Here is a 20643-nt window from a genome sequence, read left to right as displayed (position 1 = left end):
AGGCCAGAGCGTCATCTACAGTACGGGCTCGATGCCCTAGGAGCGGCTCCGCTTCAAGACCTTCCCTCGATGATCAGTCGAGAACTTTCGCCTCTTGGGAGGCGAAAGTCGAGATACAAGGAGCGGCTTCAGCCGCGAAGCAGGCGCCGCGGTGGATGGCACCGGCTTCGCCGGTGTTCGCGGCTGAAGCCGCTCCTCCAGGATCCCCGCCAAATCAGTAAGGTAGCGATTGTTCTGTGGGAGCCGGCTTGCCGGCGATGGCCGCGCAGCGGCCCCTAGCGCTCGCGCAAGGCCTCCTTGGCGCGGTTCAGCGGCTTGATCAGGTAATCGAGAATGGTCTTCTCACCGGTGCGGATATCGACCGTGGCAATCATCCCGGGCACGATCGCGAAGTGCTTGCCTGCCTTGTTCTGCAGGCTGTCCTGCTCGGTGCGGATGAACACCCGGTAGTAGTAGATCTCCGGTTTCACTTCATCCTGCAGGGTGTCCGGTGAAATCCCCACCACCTTGCCATCCAGCCCGCCGTACACCGAATAGTCATAGGCGCTGATCTTCACCTTGGCCGCCTGGTCGGGGTGGATGAAGGCGATATCGCGGGGGGCGATGCGGGTTTCGATCAGCAGCCGTTCATCCATCGGCACGATCTTCATCACCTGCCCACCCGGCTGCACTACGCCGCCCAGCGTGTTTACCTCGATGTCCTTGACGATGCCGCGCACGGGGGAGCGCAGGGTCAGGCGGGTCAGCGAGTCGCTGCGCCCGCGGATCACCTCCGACAGGCTGTCGGCTTCGGCGCTGGCCTTGGCCAGCTCTTCACGGGCGCGTACCAGGTAATCGGAGCGTGCCTCGTTGGCCTTGAGCTCGAGCTCCGAGCGCTGGCGATTCAGGCGGATCACTTCGACGCGGCTGGAAGCCCCCATCTTGGCCAGGTTCTCGGTGATTTTCAGCTCGCTGCGCACCAGCCGCAGCGAGTCCTCGATGCCGGCCAGGGTCTGTTCCAGGCCGCGGCGGCGGGTCTGGTACAGCGCAGTTTCGGCGTCGATCAGGTCGGCCGAGTCGCGCAGGCTGTCGGGGAACACCAACGGTTTGCCGGTGACCTCGGCGCGCAGGCGCGCCACGCTGGCCTTGGCCGCGCGGTACTTGGCCTCGCTCTCACCAACGCTGGAGGCCGTCTTGGTCGGGTCCAGCTGGGCGAGTATCTGGCCGCGCTCGACCATGTCGCCTTCGGCCACGTTCATCTCGGCGATGATGCCGCCTTCGAACGACTGGATCACCTGCTCTCGGGAGCTTGGGATCACCTTGCCGGTGCCGGTGGACACTTCGGTCACTTCGAACCAGGCCGCCCAGCCCAGAAAGGCCGCAAGCATCAGCGCGCACACGGTGATGACCCGGCCCGCGCGCAGCACGGCCTGGTCGTCCTGGCCATCCAGGTAGGAGGCGGGGAGTTCATGGTTGCTCATGCCTGCGCTCCTTGCAGTTTGGCCAGTGCGGCGTCGCGCTTGTCGTCGATGACGATGCGCCCACCATCGAGCACGATGATCCGCTCGACCCGTTGCAGCACGCTCAAGCGGTGGGTGGCGATCACCAGGGTACGGCCCTGGCAGAAGCGGTCCAGGTTATCCAGCAGCTTGCGCTCGGTCATGTCGTCCAGCGAGGCGGTGGGTTCGTCCAGCAGCAGTATCTGCGGCTGGCGCACCAGCAGGCGCGACAGCACCAGGGCCTGGCGCTGACCGCCGGAAAGGCCGATACCGCCCTCGAGGATCAGGTGGTCCATGCCTTTGGGCAGGCGGCGCACGAAGTCCAGGGCGCCGGTGGCGGCCAGCGCGGCCACCAGTTCCTGGTCGCTGGCCTGGCCGGCACCCAGGGTGAGGTTCTCGCGCAGGGTGCCGTGGAACAGCCGCGAATACTGTGGCAACAGGCCCACGTCACGGCGCAGGTCGGCAGGGTCGAGGTGGGCAAGGGCGATACCATCCAGGGTGACTTCGCCTTGCACCAGGTCCATCGCGCCGCCCAGTGCCTGCAGCAGGGTCGACTTGCCGGCACCATTGCGCCCCAGCACGGCAATGCGTTCGCCGGGCTGGATGTCCAGCTGGCCGATGTTCAGCACCGGTGGCGCCTCGGCGTCGTAGCGGAAGTTGGCCTGGCGCAGCCGATACTCGCCGCGGATGGCCGGCAGGTGCACCCGCGCTTCGCCTTCGGGGTGGTCGACCGGCGACTGCATCAGCTTGTCCAGGCCTTGCAGTGCCACCTTGGCTTGCTGCCAGCGGGTCAGTACATGGGTGAGCTGGGCCAGCGGCGCCATCATGCGCGAGGACAGCATCGACGCTGCCACCAGGCTGCCGGTGGTGAGGTCGCCGGCAATCACCATGGGCGCGCCAATGACGATGACCACGGCAAACACTGCGCCTTGCACGTTCTGGGTCCAGGTCACCAGGCCATTGGTGAGGGTGCGCAGATGCAGGTTGGTGTGCGCGCAGGCGGCGTTGTACTGGTTCCACTGGCGCTCGAAGCGCGCTTCGGCCTGTAGCGCCTTGATCTCGTCCAGGCCCTGGATGCTCTCTACCAGCATGGCGTTGCGCAGCGACGACTCGCGCATCGAGGCGTTGGCCAGGCGTGCCAGCCGGCGTTGCGCCAGCAGGCCCGGCAAAAGCATGGCCAACAGGGCTACCAGCGGAATGAACACCAGCACGCCGCCGATCAGCCAGAACACGAACAGGAACAACAGGAAGAACGGCAGGTCGGCCAGCGCGGTAGCGGTGCTGGAGGTGATCAAGTCGCGGATCGACTCCAGTTCGCGCAACTGCGAAATGAACGAGCCGGTGGATTTGGGCCGTGCCGAATTGCGCAGGCGCAGGGCGTGGCCGTAGACCAGGTCCGACACCCGCAAGTCGGCGCGCTTGCCGAGCAGGTCGGTGACCTTCAGGCGCAGCAGGCGCATGCTGAAGTCGAACACCAGCGCCAGCACCACGCCGCCGAACAGCACGTACAGGGTTGGCAGGGATTCGGCGGGGATGACCCGGTCGTACACCTGCATGGAAAACAGTACGCCGGCCAACGCCAGCACGTTGGCCACCAGCGAGGCGACCATCACCTGCCCGTACGGGCGCAGGTCGCGCAGCACGATGCGGGCGAACCAGTGGCGGTCGTAGGGTGCGGTGTAGTCGTCGGTGCGCACGTCGCGCAGTGGCCGCGCCGGGCGCATCAGCGCAACGCGGTTGATGCGCCCTTCGAGCGCTTCGCGGGGCAGGCGTGAGGTCAGGCTCTGGTCGCCAGCGAACACCACAGCCAGCTCATCGGCCTCGGTCACGGCCTCGACCACGGCCAGCTGGCCGTCGTCGAGTTCCAGTACCAGCGGCGTACGCCATTGCCGCAGGGCCTTGGCGTCGAAGCGCACAAAGCGCAGTGCCAGGCCGGCCTGGCGCGCCATGTGGCGGAGGATCTCGTCCAGCGGGCGGGCATCTTCCACGGCCGCCAGGCGGATGCGCTGGGGCGAGACATCCAGGCGATAGTGGTGGGCGACCTGCAGCATGACTTCCAGCCACGGCCCGAGGTCCGGGCGGTGGACCACGGCTTGCTCGGGGGGCTGCTGCTGGCTGGCTTGGCTCAGGTTGACGGTATCGTTCATGGCTCGATCTCCACACCTTGCAGGTTGCGCCCTTCAAGGCCGAAGGCCATGCGCAGGGCACCGGTGTTGTACAGGCAGTCGACATCCAGGCGCAGCAGGTCGGATTGCGTGCCGGCGAGCTCGAAACGTGACTGATAGATTTCCTGCTCGGCGTTGAGCAGGTCGAGCAGCGGCCGCGTGCCCAGGTCCAGGTACTGCCGGCCGTACAGCTCACGGGCTTCCTTGATGCTCACCTGGCGTGCTTCCAGCGAGCTCAGCCGGCGGCCCAGCCCCGAGGTCTGCGCCATGGCTTCGGCCAGGCCGCGGCGGGCTTGCAGGCGTGCGGCGTCTTCGGCGGAGTCGGCGGCGGTCAGGGCATGGCCGGCGGCGCGGCTGCGGGCGCTGATGGCACCGCCTTGGTAGATGGGCACTTCGAGGTTCAGGTAGATGCCCGCCTGGGTGCGGTCGATGCGGTTGTTGTCGCGGTTGTAGTCGTCGTCAAGGTAGTGGTTGACCTGCGGCTGCAGCGACAGGGTCGGGTAGGCTTCGGCCTTGGCCTGCGCCAGCTCCGCCCTGGACTGCGCGCGCAGGGCCAGCGCCATGAGCACCGCGGGCAGGCGGTCGTCGCCGCTTGCCGGGCGCTTGCACGCCTGGGCCAGTTCGGGCGGTGTTTCTTCGGCCAGTGCGGGCGGCGCTACGCGGCCGAGCAGGGCTGCGAGGATCGACCGCCAGCGCTCGTACTGCGCTTGGTATTCTTCGAGGGTCGCGCGCGCACCCTCCACGCGGGACTCGGCCTGCACCACGTCAGAGCGGGTGCTGGCGCCCATGTCGCTGCGCTGGCGCGCCATGCCGGCGATGTCGCCCACGCCACGGATCTGCTCGCGGGCAATCACCATGAGCTGCTCGTAGCGGCGGGTTTCGATCCAGGCGTAAGCGGTATCACGCGCCAGGTCGTCGACCACCAGCAGGATGTTGGCCTGGGCGCGGGCGGCGGCCGCGTGGGCCGCATCGACGGCGCTGTCGACCTTGCCGAAATCGTAAAGCATCTGTTTCAGCGACAGGTTCAATGCCTGGCTGCTGCGGTCGCCGCCGTAACCTGTGTCATAACCGGTGCGGATACCGCCGGAAATCTGTGGGTAGTAACCGGCGCGGGCTACGTTGATGCCTTCGCCTTGCTTGTACAGGTTGCCGATGGCTTCGGCGATGCTCGGGTGCCACTGTGCGGCTGCCACCACCGCTTCAGCCAACCCCAGGCGGTCGCCATTGCTGGCGGCCTGGCCGGAGGGTGGGCGGGCGGGGATGGCATCGGGGGCGTCCCGTAACAGCGACGGCCCGATACTGCGCAGCTTGGGATCTATGTCATCGGCTGCGTGGGCAGCCAGGTTGGTGTTCAGCACCAGGAGCCCGAAGGCTCCCAGCAACAGCGGTGTCAGCGGACTGCTTCGCTTCACATAATTCCCTTACTGCTGATCGTCCTTGCCGCCGGGCGTGACGCCCGGCGGGTTACTGCGGCCTCAGACGACATGGATGCCGTTTTGCACCCACAAGTGGTGGCTCGGATCCTCCTGGGCCGTGTATTGGTTATAGTCGATCCCGTCGGCTGTCTGGTTCCCGGTGAGGTTCCAGGTGTCGGTCATGTGCACCGAATCCTTGTCATCACCCTTGATCAACAGGGTGTTGTTGCTGGTTTCGGTAATGGCCACCACATCCGCAAGGTTGAGGGTCAGCGCCACCGAGCTGGTGTCGTTGAGGTCGATGACCTCGATGTCGTGGACCCGCCCGACCAGGTTGCCCAGGTCGATGCTGGCATCGCCGCCACCCCACAGCAGGGTGTCGGTGCCGGTGCCGCCCTCGACGCTGGCGAAGTTCTGGTCGACCACCACCAGGGTGTCATCGCCTGCACCTCCTTCCAGCGTGATGTGGCCACCCTGGCTGCCATCGAGGTGGTCGTTGCCGTCGGTGCCGGCGATCACCTCGCTGGAGGCGGCCGCCGCAACGCTGGCCACGGCGCTGCTGTCGTCGCTGTTATCGGCCAGCGCCGAGAACGTGGTCAGGCCCGCAGCGTTGTCCAGGTTGACGGTCAGGGTGGCGGTGTCGGTGGTGCCGTTGGGGTGGGTCAGCTCGTAGGTGAAGGTGTCGTGCTGGCCGATCACCGCCGAGGTCAGTCCACTTTTGAGGGTGTAGGTGTAGCTGCCGTCCGCCTGCACCAGCAGCGTGCCATAGGTGCCGACCACACTGACCCCGTTGTAGCCAGGGATGGTGTAGGTGTTGGCGGCCGTCAGCACGCTCAGTACCGTCAGCGCAGAGCCCAGGTTGTCGGCGCCGCCGGCGTCGGTAATCAGGTTGCCGCTGACGGCGGTGTAGTTGCTGACCACGAACTCGTTGAGATGCGTGGTGGTGGTGTTGAGGCTGGTGGTGATCGAACTCAGCAACCCGATGCCGCTGGAGTTGACGCGGACCTGGTAACTGCCGGCACCCTGGCCTGTGAAGGTGTAGCCTGCGCCACCGCCCAGCAAGGTGAGCAGCGAGCTGCCCGGCACCGACTGCACCAGCACGTACTGGCCAGTGCCGGTGTTGAGCTTGTACAGGGCGATGGTGGTGTTGCCGAGCAGGGTCAGCAGGTTGGTCGAGTTGACCACCACTTGCAGGTCGGCGCTGGTGTCGGCGGCTACCGTGGTGGTGTAGATGCCTTGGCGGGAGCCGATCACAGGCAGGCTGAGTGTGCCCAGGTTGGCGCTGCTGGTATCGACGCGGTTGGCCAGCGTGATGTTGGTGCTGTCGATGTCGTTGACCGCATCCACCACCGTGGCCGGCGCGCTGAGGTTGCTGTCGCTCCAGATCTCCGAGGCTTGCGGGCTGTCGATGCGCACGTAGAGGTTGGCGGCATCGGTCAGGCCGTTCGGGTGCACCAGTTGGTAGCTGAACACATCGACCTTGCCAACGCTGGAAGGGCTGGCGTTGGGGGTGTAGGTGTAGCTGCCGTCGGCGTTGATCACCAGGGTGCCGTACTGGCCCTGCACCGTGGTGCCGGCGCCTGCTGCCACATAGCTGCCGTTTTTCAGCACTTGCAGCACGGCGCCGCTGTCGGGGCCGCGGGAGTCGGTGGTGCCGTCGGTGCCCGGGTCGGTGATGACGTTGCCGGTCGCGGCAGTGCCGGTGCCGGTGAACTGCGTAAGGCTGGTGGTTTCGATGTCCAGCGTGGTGGTGACTTGGGTCACCAGGCCGATACCACCGCTGCCGACGGTCAGCCGGTACTCACCCGCCTGCAGCTCGCCGATATCGACGCGCAGCCCCAGCGGCAGCACGATCAGGTCAAGCAAGCCCTGGCTGCCGCCAGTGGCGATGGTCACCCAGGCGCCGCTGGCGTCTTTCACCTGCAAGGTGAACGTGGAGTTGTTGAGCAACGCCAGCACACTGTTGGTGGTCAGCGTCAGGGTTGGGTCCACCGTGGTCCCGGCCCCGACGGTCCAGGTGAAGGTCTTGCTGAAGCCCGAGATCAGGGTGGTGAAGCTGTCGTTGAAGGTTTGCGATGCGGTGACCGGCGCCAGGTTGACGGTGGCCGTGGCCAGGTTGTCGCTGGCGATGACCGGGGCATTGGCATCCACATCCGGGGCGGTGATGTTGGCGTTGCCGGACACGTTGTTGCGTGGGTCGGTGAGGGTGACCGTCAGCGTCTGGCCGTTATCCTGGGCAGGGCTGAAGGTCACGGTGAAGCTGCCGTTGGGCTGTACCGTCGCGGTTTGCACCAGGCCGCTGGAGCTGCGCACGGTAACGGTCGCACCGGGCTCACCGCTGCCGGTGAGGGTGCTGCCGTCGGCGCTGATCACCAGGTTGCTGGCGGCCGCCGGTGGGGTGATGTCCGGCGCGGTCAGCGCAGTCCCGGTCGAGACATTGCCTGCACCATCGGTGAGGGTAACGGTGAGCGCCTGGTTGTCCACCTGTGCCGCCGCCAGGCTGACCACGAACAGGCCGTTGGCGCCGACTGTCGCGGTGCCCAGCACGGTACCGGCGCTGTTGCGCACGGTGACGGTGCTGCCGATCTGGCCAGAGCCGCTCACTGCGGTACCGTTGGCGTTGATCGCCGCCACGGGCGCGGCGGGCGGCGTGGTGTCCGGCGCGGTGACGCTGGCACTGCCCGATTGGTTGAGGCCGGCGTCGGTCTGGCGCACGACCAGCACTTGCCCATCGTTCTGGGTGGTGGTGAGGGTGACGCTGAAGGTGCCGTCGGCTTGAACCACGGCAGTCCCCAACGCGCCGCTCGGGCCGGTGACGGTTACCGTCGCACCCGGCTCACCTCTGCCGGTCAGCACGGTGCCGCCGCCAGTCACTGCCAGGTCGGTCGGTGCGGTCGGTGCCTGATAGTCCGGCGCGGTGAAGCTGGTGCTGCCCGACACATTGGTTGCGGCATCGGCCTGGGTCACCCCGAGCACCTGGCCGTTGAGCTGTGCGCTGGCCAGGTTGATGCTGAACGCACCACCGGCATTGACCACGGCGGTACCCAGCACGTTGCCGCCGGCATCGCGCACGGTGACGGTGGCACCGGCTTCACCCGTACCGGTGAGGACCAGGCCGTTGGCCGACAGGGCAGTGACCACCGGGTTGGCCGGTGCGGTGATATCGGCCGCCTGCAGGAACACCGGTTGCGATTCGCCACCCACCAGCGCCACGGCTGTCACCGAGAGGTACTGCCCATCGAGCTGCGCCGTGTTCAGTTGCAGGGTGAAGCCGCCATTGAGGTTGGCAGCGCCCGTACCGATCAAGGTGCCCGCGGCATCGTAGACTCGGATGGAGGCGCCAGATGTCGCAGTACCGGTCAGGGTCAGGCCGTCTGCGCCCAGTTCCACGTTGGCAGGTGGTGCAGGTGGTGGGATCAGCGGGGTGACGTACGTCGCTACCGCCGAGGTGTTGATGCCATCGCTTTGCGTCACGCCCAGGGTTGCGACCGAGCCCGGCGCTGGCGACAGGTTGACCGAGAAATTGCCACTGGCGTCAACCAGTGCCGTACCCAACACAGTGCCTGCCTGGCTGACGGTAACCGTTGCGCCGGCTTCGCCGCGCCCGGTAAGCACGTTGTAGTCGGTGTTGATAGCCAGGTTGGTGACTACCGCTGGCGGTGAGGTATCGGCGGCCAGCAGCGTGGCGGGCAGCGAAGCGTTGCCGGCGTCATCGGTGGAGACCACAGTCAGCAGCTGACCGTTGTTCTGCGCCGGGTTCAGCGGCACGCTGAAGGTACCGTCGGCCTCCACTTCGATGCTGCCGACCACGGTGTTGTCCGGGCCACGCACGGTGATGGTGGTGCCGGGTTCGCCGGTACCCGTCAGTACCGTGCCCAACGGGTTGAGGGCAAGCTCCGCAGGCTGGACCGGTGGCACCAGGTCTGGCGCCGTGACCTGCAGGGGCGCTGAAGGGTTGCCTGCAGCGTCCTGGGCAATGACAGTCAGCACCTCGCCGTTGATTTGCGGCGTGGTGAGGTTGAGTACCAGTACACCGTCCGGGTCGATCACGCCTTGGCCGACCATGTCGCCACGGTCGTTCATGACCGTGACGCGTGCGCCAGCTTCACCGGTACCGACCAGCTGCGTGCCGCTGTCGTTGAGGGTGGCGATGACCGTGGCCGGTGGCGTGGTGTCGGTGGCCGTGATCGTGCTGATCGGCGAGAGGTTCTCGCTGGCGTCCTCGAGGGTTACCTGCAGCAGTTCGCCGTTCAGTTGCGGCGAGCTCAGGTCCACCACGAAGGTGCCGTTGGCAGCCACCGTGGCAACACCGATCTCATCGGTACCGAGGTACACGCGCACTGTGGTGCCCGCTTCGCCGATGCCGCTGAGCTGATCGCCGGCGGCGTTCAGGCGCAGCTCGGTTGCCGCCTCAGGCGGCGTGAGGTCCGGTGCTGTGACCGCGACCGGCGCACTGATGTTGCCGGGTGGGTCGGCCTGTTGCACCGACAGCACTTGCTGGTTGATCTGCGCCGGTGACAGCTCGACGCGGAAGCTGCCGTCGGCGAGCACCTGGGTGGTGCCCAGCGCATTGCCGTTGGCGTCGGTCACGGTAACCGTCGCACCCACTTCGCCGCGGCCAGTGACCACGCTGCCATCGTCGCTGATGGCGACCTCGGTGAGGATGGCCGGTGGGGTGAAGTCAGGTGTTTGCAGGTTCGCGACCGCCGACACGTTGCCGGCTGCGTCGGCCTGGGTCAGGCTGAGCAGCTCGGCGTTGCCCAGGGCCGGGTTGAGGATGACGGTGAAGTTGCCGCTGGCATCCACCAGCGTAGTGCCGATTTCGTCGCCGGCGGCATTGGTGACCGTCACGGTCGCGCCAGCCTCGCCGCGGCCGGTGAGGGTAACGCCGTCGCTCGAGATTGCCAGTTCGGTCAGCACGGCCGGTGGGGTGGTATCCAGCGCGGTGATCGCGCTGGGGTTCGACTGGTTGCCCGCAGCATCGGTCAGCACCACCTGCACCTGCTGGCCGTTGGCCTGGGGTGCGTTGAGGTTGACCTGGAAGCTGCCGTCGGCACGCACGACTGCCGTGCCCAGCACGCTGCCATCGGCGGCGAGCACTTTGACAGTGCTGCCGGCCTCGCCGGTGCCATTGAGCAGGCTGCCACCGCCGGCAAAGGCAAGGTTGGTCGCGGCATCCGGGGCCACACGGTCAGGCGCAGTCAGGCTGACGCTGTTGGACTCATTGCCTGCCGCGTCGGTTTGCTGTGCGCTCAGTAGTTCGCCATTGATCTGCGCGATGCCCAGGCCAATGCTGAAGTTGCCATTGGCATCGACGACACCGGTGCCAAGCTCGACACCGCCTTGACCGATCACGGTAACAGTGGCGCCCGACTCACCACGGCCGGTGAGGGTCAGGCCGTCACTGGCCAGCACCAGGTTGGTCAGCGGCAGCGGCGCAGTGGTGTCCGGCGCCTGCAAGGTGGCTGGCAACGAAGCACTGCCATCGGTGCCCACGGCGCTGACGTGCAGCACTTCACCATTGGCCTGGGCGTTGCCCAGGTTAACCGTGAAGTTGCCATCGTTACCGACCGGCGCGGTGCCCAGCAACACGCCGTTAGGGCCGTAGACATTGACCGCGGTGCCCGGCGCGGCGGTACCGGTGACCACCAGGCCATCGGCAGACAGGGCGAGGTTTTCGGGCGTGTCCGGTGCCAGGTTGCCCGGCGCGGTGACGTTCTGCGTCGGCGAGGTGTTCTGCGCTGCGTCGGTCTGGGTCACGCTGAGGCTTTCACCCGCGATCGCCGCAGGCGTGAGGGTGACCGTGAAGGCGCCGTCACTGCCCACCGCGACGGTGCCCAGCGAGGTGCCATCCGCCGCGCGCACGGTCACCGTGGCGCCCACTTCGCCAGTACCGGTCAGGGTGGTGCCATCGGCGGCGACGGCCAGGTTGGCGACGGCGGCAGGTGGTGTGGTATCGGCCGCGGTGTATGGCGCAATCGGCGACACGTTGCCGGCCGCATCGGTGGCGGTTACCTGCAAGGTCTGGCCGTTGGTCTGGGCACTGCTCAGGGTGACCTGGAAGGTGCCATTGCTGCTGGCCACTGCGCTGCCCAGCACGTTGCCCGCGGCATCACGCACGGTGACCGTGCTGCCGGCTTCGGCACTGCCGCTCAGCTGCAGGCCGGTACCGGCCAAGGCCAACGCGGTCGGTGCTGCGGGTGGGGTGAGGTCGGGCGCGGTGACCGCAACAGCGGTCGAGGTATTGTTGCCCGCGTCGGTCTGGGTCACGCTCAACTGCTGGGCATTGAGCTGCGCACTGGTCAGGGTCAGGGTAAAGCTGCCATTGGCGGCCACCAGGCCCGTGCCGATGATGGTGCCATCGGGGCCGCGCACGGTCACGGTGGCGCCCGCTTCACCCAGGCCGCTGAGGGTCAGGCCGTTGTTGTTCAGCGCAACGTTGGTGAGTGGCGCCGGTGGGGCGAGGTCCGGTGTGCTGAGGGTGATCGCCGGCGAAGTGTTGCCCGCTGCATCCACCTGGCTGACGCCGATGGCTTGGCCGGTCGCCTGTGGTGTGTCGAAGGTCACCGTGAAGCGGCCATCGGCACCGACGGTGGAGGTGCCCACCACAGTGCCGGCGGCGTTGCGCACCTGCACGGTGGCGCCGACTTCACCGCTACCGGACAACTGTTTGCCGTCGGCGCTGAGTACCGGGTTGCCGACCGCTGCTGGTGGTGTGCGGTCAGGGGTTGCCAGGCTGGCAGGGCCAGACACGTTGCCTGCGGCATCGCTGAGCGTGACCTGCAACGGGCTGCCGGTGGTCTGCGCATTCGGCAGGGTGATCTGGAACTGGCCATTCGCATTGACCGTACCGGTGGCCAGGACCGCGCCACTGGCGTCGCGCACGGTCACCGTTGCGCCCGCTTCGCCCTGGCCGCTGACCACGGTGGCTGCGCTGTTCAGGCTCAGGCCGGTCGCCACGCCCGGTGCCTGCAGGTCAGGCGCCTGCAGGGTAGCGGCGAGTGACGTGTTGCCGGCGGCGTCGGCTTGGGTAATGGTGAGGTTCTGGGCGTTGGCCTGCGGCGGGGCCAGGCTGATGCTGAACAGGCCGTTGCTGCCGACGGTGGCGCTGCCTACCTCGTTGCCTTGGGCGTCCACCACACGCACGGTCGCGCCCACCTCGCCGCGGCCGGTAAGGGTGCTACCGGTGCGGTCGAGGACGAGCTGGTCGGGTGCATCCGGTGCGGTGGTGTCTTCTGCCACCACTGTGGCCGGCACGGACGGCTTGCCGCCTGCCGACAGGCGGGCGCTGACTTGCAAGGTCTGGGCATTGAGCTGGGCGTTGCTGAAGAACACCCGGAAGGTACCGTCGCTGCCCACCGTGGCGGTGCCCAGCGTAGTGCCGCCGGACGTCACGGTGATCAGCGAGCCCACAGTGCCTTCGCCGGTGAGGATGAAGCCATCGGCGCTGATTGCCAGGTCGCTCGGCGTGGCGACTTCGGTGCCGTCAGGGCCCGCCACGTCGACTGAGGTTTCGTTGCCGCCGCCATCACGTACCACAACCTGCGCGGTGTCGCCGCTGGCCAGCGGCGGGGTGATGGGGATCACGAAGGTGCCGTCCGGGCCGGCGGTGCCGGTACCCAGTTCGGTGGTGCCATCGCGCACGATGACGGTGCTGCCGGGTTCGGCGGTGCCGCCGATGGTGCCGCCATCCGGGCTGACCGTAATGTCGGTGGCCGCGGCCGGTGGCGTGGTGTCTGGTGCGGTTACGGTGGACGACGCCGACGGGTTGCCCGCGGCATCGGTGACCACCACGCTTACGGTTTCGCCATTGGTCAGCGCAGGTGCCAGCGGCACCGTGAAGCTGCCGTCGCCTTCTACCGGCACGCTGATCACCGTGCCGTCAGGTGTCGTCACGGTTACCGAGCTTGCACCGGGTGCATTGCCGGTCACTGCGCTGCCATCAGCGCTGACGGCCACATCGGTCGGCAGTGCCGGTGGGGTGAGGTCCGGTGCGGTGGCCTGGCCGGCAGTGGACGCATTGCCAGCGGCGTCGGTGAGGGTGACGTCGAGCAGCTGGCCGTCCAGCTGCGCAGGCGCAAGCGCCACGCTGAAGGTGCCGCCCACGGGCACCACGACGGTGCCCAGCAGGTCGCCGTTGGCATTGCGTACCTCAACGGTCGAGCCTGCTTCGCCGCTGCCTTGCAGGGTGGTGCCGTCGGCGCTGACTTGCAGGCCGGTCGGGGTAGCGGGGCCAGTGGTGTCATCGGCGGTGAAGGTCGCCGACGGCGAAGCATTGCCGGCATCGTCGGTGAGGACGACCGACAGTACCTCACCATTGGTCTGGGCCGGGGTGAGGGTGACGCTGAAGCTACCGTCGGTTTCCACCACGGCATCGCCCAGCAGTTGCCCGTTGGCATCGCGCACTTGCACGGTGGCGCCGGGTTCGCCTTGGCCTGTGAGCACGCTGCCGTCCAGGCTCAACCCCAGGCCTTCTGCAGGCAGTGGAGCTTCAAGGTCATTGGCAGTGACGGTGCCAGCTTCGGAGGCATTACCAGCGGCATCCGCCTGAGTAATGGCCAGCGTCTGGCCGTTGAGCTGCGGCGGGTCGATGGTCACGCGGAAGCTGCCATCGGCTTGCACCACGGCGGTGCCCAGCACTGCGCCGCCGGTGCCGGTGACGCTCACTTGGGCACCGGGTTCACCGGTACCGCTGACGAGGGTGCCATCGGCGGACAGGGTCAGGCCGGTTGGGGCATCAGGTGTTTCGGTGTCCGGCGCTGGCAGGTCGACTGCGGCCGACACGTTGCCGGTCGGGTCGCGTTGCTCCAGGGTCAACGCCTGGCCGTTGGTCTGCGGTGGGTTCAGGGTGATCTCGAAGTTGCCGTTGTCGGCCACCACGGCGCTGCCCAGTTCGGTACCATCGGGGCCCCGCACGGTGACGGTGGCGCCCGGTTCGCCGGTGCCGGTCACGGTAGTGCCGGTGTCATCGATGCTCGGTGTGCCGACGACTTGCGGTGGGGTGCTGTCGGGCGCAGTGAAATCGACCGGGCCAGCGCTGTTACCGAGGTTGTCGGTGGCCTCAACGGTCAGGCTTTCACCATTGCGTTGGGGTGGGCTGACGGTAACGTCGAAGCGCCCGTCGGCGCCGACCGTGGTGGTACCCAGCACGGTGCCGTCGGCAGCGCGCACGGTAACGGTCGAGCCGGTCTGGCCTGTGCCGGTGAGGTGGATGCCGGCGCTGTCGATGGCCAGCCCGGAAGGTTGCAGCGGGCCGTCCAGGTCGGGTGCGATGAGGGTGGCGGTCGAAGTGTTGCCTGCGGCGTCGCGCAGCACGACGTCGAGCTCCTGGCCATCGGTCTGGGCCGGGCTCAGGGTGAGCGTGAAGGTACCGTTCGGGCCGACGATGGCAGTGCCCAGCGGTGTGCCCTGGGCATTGCTGACCTGCACGCTGGTGCCGGGCTCGCCACGGCCGGTAAGGGTCACGCCATCGGCACTGAGTACCAGGTCGGTGGCTTGGTTCGGTGGGGTGATGTCAGGGGCGCTGATCTGGGTCGGCAACGAGCTGTTGCCATCGGCGTCGATGGCCACCACGTCGAGCAGTTCGCCGTTGGCCTGCGCCGGTGTCAGGGCGATGGTGAAGTTGCCATCGTTACCCGCTTGCACGCTGCCCAGCACATTGCCTTGGGCATCGCGCACTTCAACCAGGCTGCCTACCGGGGCAGTACCGCTGATGGACGTGCCGTCGGCTGCCACCACCAAGCCGGCCGGGCTTTCTGGAACCGGTATCTGCGGCACGATGATGCCGAGGCCGACCGATGCGTTGCCCGCAGCGTCGGTTTGCACCAGCACGATGGACTCGCCCGCGTTGAGCGGCGCGTCCAACTCGACCAGGAAAGTGCCGTTCGGGGTTACGGTACCCGTCCCGATCACGCCGCCATCGGCGTTGCGCACTTCGACCGAAGCGCCGGGTTCACCGCGGCCGGAAATCACCACGCTACCCGCGCCCGCTATCACATTGGTGATGATGTCGGGGGCAGTGATATCCGGTGCAGTGAAGGCCAACGGAGCGGAGCTGTTGCCGTCGGCATCGGTCACCGTGACGGCCAGTGCTTCGCCGTTGGCCTGGACAGGGTCGAGGGTGACGCTGAAGGTGCCGTCCAGCTCGACGATGGTGCTGCCAATGACCGTGCCGTTGGCGTCGCGCACCTCTACCCGGGCACCGGGTTCAGCACTGCCGGTCAGGGTTTCACCCGCGGTCAGGGTAAGGTCGGTGGGTTGCTCCGGCGCTACCAGGTCCGGGGCAGTCAGCGGGCTCGGTTGCGACACGTTGCCCGCGGCATCGGTCAGGGTCACTTGCAGCGACGACCCATCGATCACCGGTGTGTCCAGCTGCAGGGTAAAGCTGCCGTCAGGCAGTACCGTGCCAGTCCCTATCTCTTGCCCTTGATCGTTTACCACGGTCACTGTCGCGCCGGCTTCACCACGGCCGGAGACCGTGCGGCCATCGGCACTGATGACCAGGTTGGTCGGTGCGTCTGGTGCAGTGATATCACCGCCACCGGTGTCGATATCGGGTGCGGTGACGTTGCCGGCAGTCGAGGCATTGCCCGCGGTGTCGGTCGCGGTGACCTGCAGTTGTTCGCCATCGACTTGTGGCGGGTCGAGGGTGACGCTGAAGGCACCGGTTTCACCGACCACGACGCTGCCCAATACGGTGCTGCCGTCGGCCGCCAGCACCCGCACGGTGCTGCCTGGCTCGGCACGGCCGGTGACCACGCTGCCATCAGCGCTCACGGCAAGTTCGCTCGGAATGGCTGGCGCGGTGATGTCAGGCGCGGTGACTTGGGCAGGTACGGACGACGCGCCGTTGCCATCGACTGCACTCACGTCGAGCAGCTCGCCGTTGGCTTGCGCCGGGTTGAGCACGACGGTGAAGGTACCTTCAGCACCGACCACCACGCTGCCCACCAGCACACCGTTGGCGTCGTGCACTTCGACACGGCTGCCCACTGTGGCACTGCCGGTAATGCTGCTGCCGTCGGCGGCGATGACCAGGTCGGTCGGGCTGTCCGGGGCTGGAACCAGGGGTACTTCGAATTGCAGCGCTTCGGAGGCGTTGCCGCTTGGGTCGGTCTGTACCAGGCTCAGCTGTGCGCCGGGTTGTGCAGCAGGGTTGAGGTCGATCAGGAAGGTGCCGTTGGCCAGCACTTCGCCGGTGCCGATCAGGTTGCCATCGGCGTCCCGCACTTCGACGGTGGCACCAGCTTCGCCACGACCGCTGAGGGCCAGGCCATCATTGCCGACCACGATATTGCTGACTTCGGCGGGCGCGGTGATGTCGGGTGCGTCGAACTGCAGTGGGGTGGACGTGTTGCCGGCGGCATCGACCAAGCGCACGTCCAGCGCTTCGCCATTGGCCTGGGCCGGGGAGAGGGTGAAGTTGAAGCTGCCGTCCGGGCCGACTTGGCCGGTGCCGATCACGGTGCCTTCGGCGTCACGCACCTGCACGGTTGCGCCAGGCTCGCCACGGCCGGTCAGGGTGATGCCGTCGGCCAGCGCCAGGTCTGTGGGCTGCTCGGGTGCCTGCAGGTCGGACGAGGTGACCGAGCCAGGCTGGGAGGCATTACCCGCCGCATCGGTGAGCACGACTTGCAGGGTGCTGCCGTCGTTGACGGCTGGGTCCAGGGTGATCTGGAAGCTGCCATCCGGGCCAACGGTGCCGCTGGCCAGCACGTTGCCGTTTGCATCACGTACTTCCACAGCGGCACCGACTTCGCCGCGGCCGCTGATTTGCGCGCCGGCCAGGCCGATCACCAGTTCGGTTGGTGCATCAGGCGCAGTGGTGTCGCCGCCGTCGATGTCCGGCGCGGTGACACTGCCTGCGGTCGAAGCATTGCCTGCGGCGTCGGTGGCAGTGACCTGCAGTTGTTCGCCGTCCACCTGGGGTGGGTCGAGGGTGATGCTGAAGGCGCCGGTCTCACCGACTACGACAGTGCCGAGCACGGTGGTGCCATCGGCAGCCAGCACACGTACAGTGCTGCCAGGCTCGGCACGGCCGGTGACCACCGAGCCATCGGCGCTGACAGCCAGTTCGCTTGGGGTGGTTGGGGCGGTGATATCGGGCGCAGTGACCTGGGCGGGCAGGGAGGCCGCACCACTGGCATCGACTGCCGTTACGTCGAGCAATTCACCGTTGGCCTGGGCTGGCGCCAGCGGCACGGTAAAGGTGCCATCGAGGCCAACCACGACCGTGCCGATCAGCGTGCCATCAGCGTCGCGCACTTCGATGGTGCTGCCCACGGGGCCGTTACCCGTGATGCTGCTGCCGTCGGCGGCGATGACCAGGTCGGTCGGACTGTCCGGGGCAGGGACCAGGGGTACTTCGAACTGCAGGGCTTCGGAGGCATTGCCGCTTGGGTCGGTCTGCACCAGGCTCAGCTGAGCACCAGGTTGTGCAGCAGGGCTGAGGTCGATCAGGAAGGTGCCGTTGGCCAGCACTTCGCCGGTGCCGATCAGGTTGCCATCGGCGTCCCGCACTTCGACGGTGGCACCGGGTTCGCCACGGCCGCTGAGGGCCAGGCCATCATTGCCGACCACGATATTGCTGACTTCGGCCGGCGCGGTGATGTCCGGTGCGTCGAACTGCAGCGGCGTGGAGCTGTTGCCGGCCGCATCGACCAGGCGCACGTCCAGCGCTTCGCCATTGGCCTGGGCCGGGGACAGGGTGAAGTTGAAGCTGCCGTCCGGGCCGACTTGGCCGGTGCCGATCACGGTGCCTTCGGCGTCACGTACTTGCACGGTTGCGCCGGGTTCGCCACGGCCGGTCAGGGTGATGCCGTCGGCCAGCGCCAGGTCTGTGGGCTGCTCGGGTGCCTGCAGGTCTGGCGAGGTGACCGAGCCAGGCTGGGAGGCATTGCCCGCCGCATCGGTGAGCACGACTTGCAGGGTGCTGCCGTCGTTGACGGCTGGGTCCAGGCTGATCTGGAAGCTGCCATCCGGGCCAACGGTGCCGCTGGCCAGCACGTTGCCGTTTGCATCACGTACTTCCACAGCGGCACCGACTTCGCCGCGGCCGCTGATTTGCGCGCCGGCCAGGCCGATCACCAGTTCGGTTGGTGCATCAGGCGCAGTGGTGTCGCCGCCGTCGATGTCCGGCGCGGTGACACTGCCTGCGGTCGAAGCATTGCCTGCGGCGTCGGTGGCAGTGACCTGCAGTTGTTCGCCGTCCACCTGGGGTGGGTCGAGGGTGATGCTGAAGGCGCCGGTCTCACCGACTACGACAGTGCCGAGCACGGTGGTGCCGTCGGCGGCCAGCACACGCACGGTGCTGCCAGGTTCGGCACGGCCGGTGACCACGCTGCCGTCGGCGCTGACGGCCAGTTCGCTCGGAGCAGCGGGTGCGGTGATGTCGGGAGCAGTCACTTGGGCCGGCAGGGACGAGGTGCCATTGCCATCGATCGCCACCACGTCGAGCAATTCGCCATTGGCTTGCGCCGGTTCGAGCACGACGGTGAAGGTGCCATCAGGGCCGACCACCACGCTACCGACCACTGTGCCATTGGCATCACGCACTTCGACACGGCTGCCGGCCGGGGCAGTACCGGTGACGCTGGAACCGTCATCGGCGACGACCAGGTCGTCCGGGCTGGGCGGTACCGAGGTCAGCGGCACTTCGTATGCCAGTGAGGGCGAAGTGTTGCCGGCGGCATCCACCTGCACCAGGCTCAGCTGAGCGCCGGGTTGTGCCGCGGGGGCGAGGTCGATCACGAACGTGCCATTGGCGCTCACGACACCACTGCCAATCACGTTGCCCTCGGCATCGCGCACTTGCACCGTGGCACCGGCTTCGCCGCGGCCTGCCAGCTGCAGCCCATCGGCACCCACCACGATGTTGCTGACCAGTGCCGGCGGGGTGATGTCCGGCGCATCGAATTCAAGGGGCGCCGAGCTGTTGCCGGCGGCATCGACCAAGCGCACGTCCAGCGCTTCGCCGTTGGCCTGGGCTGGGGACAGGGTGAGGTTGAAGCTGCCGTCCGAGCCGACTTGACCGGTACCGATCACACTACCGTTGGCGTCGCGCACCTGCACGGTTGTGCCAGGCTCACCGCGGCCGGTCAGTGTGGTGCCGTCGGCCAGCGCCAGGTCGGTAGGTTGATCGGGTGCCTGCAGGTCCGGCGAAGTGACCGAGCCAGGCTGCGAAACGTTGCCGGCGGCATCGGTGAGCACGACTTGCACAGTGCTGCCGTCCTTGACGGCCGGGTCCAGAGTGACCTGGAAGCTACCGTCCTGGCCAACAGTGCCGGTGGCCAGCACGTTGCCGTCAGCATCCCGCACCTGCACGGTGGCGCCTGCTTCGCCGCGACCGCTGAGCTGTGCACCGGCCAAGCCGATTACAAGGTCCGTCGGTGCGTCGGGAGGGGTGGAGTCGCCGCCGCCGATATCGGGCGCGGTGACATTGCCTGCCGTCGAAGTATTGCCCGCAGCGTCCTGGGCAGTGACTTGCAGTGCCTGGCCATCAGTTTGCGCAGGTTGCAGGGTGATACTGAACTGCCCATCGGCACCTGCCACGGCGGTGCCCAGCACGGCACCGTCGGCGCCACGCACTTGCACGGTGGAGCCCGGCTCGGCGCGGCCGGTGAGCGTGGTGCCTTGCCCGTTGACGACCAACTCGCTCGGCGCTGCAGGCGGGGTGACATCCGGCGCGGTGATGACGCCGGCCTGTGAAGTGTTGCCGGCGGCATCGGTGAGGGTCACATCCAGGTTCTGCCCGTTGGCCTGGGGTGTGGTCAACGTGACATCGAAGGTGCCGTCGGCGCCTACGGTACCCGTGCCTACCAGGTTGCCGGCGGCATCACGTACGTTCACCGTGGAGCCTGCTTCACCACGCCCCGTCAGGCGCAGACCATCTGGCGATACCAGCAGGTCGATGGGCGTGGCAGGGGGGGTAGTTTCACCCGGCTCGGAACCACCACCGCTGCTGCCGCCGCCACCGCCGCTGTCAGCGGCAGCCGCCGCACCGCCGACGCCCAGCAGGCTGAGCCCGGCAATCGCCCAGGTCGGTGTGGCGCTGCCGGCAACACCAATACCGGCTACCAGTTCATCCAGCGAGGCCACTTCGTCGAAGGTGAAACCGGTGAAGGCGACCGGGTCGTAGTTCGCGTGCCACAGGGTGCCATCTTCGCCGACAAAGACCATGTCACTGCCGACGCCCGCCTGGTCCACCGCGAAGAAGTTGCCAACGGTGACCTTTTCCCCTGATTTGAGCGTGACGATAAGGTCCTGGCCACGCCGGGTGACGGTTGCCACCTGGTCGGGAGCGACAGGCATCTGAACGACACCCGGGCTGTTGAGCGTGATATTGCCGAAGGCGCTCTGGGTGGCGACTGCGGATTGCTTATCGGCGACGACGATGTTGTCCATGGATGCTCCCTGCTGGTGTGCGGTACTAGGGGCGGCTTGTGCGCCCTCTGGCTGGCGCAACCTTTCCCGCTAGCGGAATCGATTGCGCGCAGCTAGGCCGTGTAACGGCCCTGTTACCGGTGGTAGAGGAGATATAGCAGTCCGATGGGAAGCAACCAGAGGCTTTATGGGTTAATCCTTTGG

General features: G+C 67.3%; 4 protein-coding genes. All 4 read right to left on the bottom strand.

From position 1 onward, the window contains the following. Window positions 1-275: 275 nt before the first annotated feature. The 4 genes from ABEH27_RS02615 to ABEH27_RS02600 all read right to left on the bottom strand — a co-directional run bounded on the left by ABEH27_RS02615 (window position 276) and on the right by ABEH27_RS02600 (window position 20460). Window positions 276-1460 (bottom strand): HlyD family type I secretion periplasmic adaptor subunit, encoded by a 1185-nt coding sequence (locus ABEH27_RS02615; RefSeq protein ID WP_346612059.1) that lies wholly within the window; start codon window positions 1458-1460, stop codon window positions 276-278. Further along, a complete protein-coding gene (locus ABEH27_RS02610) occupies window positions 1457-3625 on the bottom strand; it encodes a type I secretion system permease/ATPase (RefSeq protein WP_346612058.1) in 2169 nt (722 codons plus the stop codon). Before ABEH27_RS02610 ends, ABEH27_RS02615 begins: the two co-directional genes overlap by 4 nt. Then, window positions 3622-5055, bottom strand: a complete 1434-nt coding sequence (locus ABEH27_RS02605) for a TolC family outer membrane protein (RefSeq protein WP_346612057.1) — start codon at window positions 5053-5055, stop codon at window positions 3622-3624. Before ABEH27_RS02605 ends, ABEH27_RS02610 begins: the two co-directional genes overlap by 4 nt. A 63-nt stretch (window positions 5056-5118) precedes the next feature. Continuing rightward, on the bottom strand, window positions 5119-20460 hold the full coding sequence (locus ABEH27_RS02600; RefSeq protein ID WP_346612056.1) for a BapA/Bap/LapF family large adhesin: 15342 nt from the start codon (window positions 20458-20460) through the stop codon (window positions 5119-5121). Window positions 20461-20643 lie beyond the last annotated feature (183 nt).

This window comes from Pseudomonas sp. P39-UII1 (assembly GCF_039672635.1).
GTDB lineage: Bacteria > Pseudomonadota > Gammaproteobacteria > Pseudomonadales > Pseudomonadaceae > Aquipseudomonas.
This window is presented reverse-complemented; position numbering and strand designations above follow the sequence as displayed.

Excerpts from the sequence above, each read along its gene's own strand:
- ABEH27_RS02600 (WP_346612056.1), bottom strand. The coding sequence starts at position 20,460 with ATGGACAACATCGTCGTCGCCGATAAGCAATCCGCAGTCGCCACCCAG.
- ABEH27_RS02610 (WP_346612058.1), bottom strand. The coding sequence starts at position 3,625 with ATGAACGATACCGTCAACCTGAGCCAAGCCAGCCAGCAGCAGCCCCCC.
- ABEH27_RS02615 (WP_346612059.1), bottom strand. The coding sequence starts at position 1,460 with ATGAGCAACCATGAACTCCCCGCCTCCTACCTGGATGGCCAGGACGAC.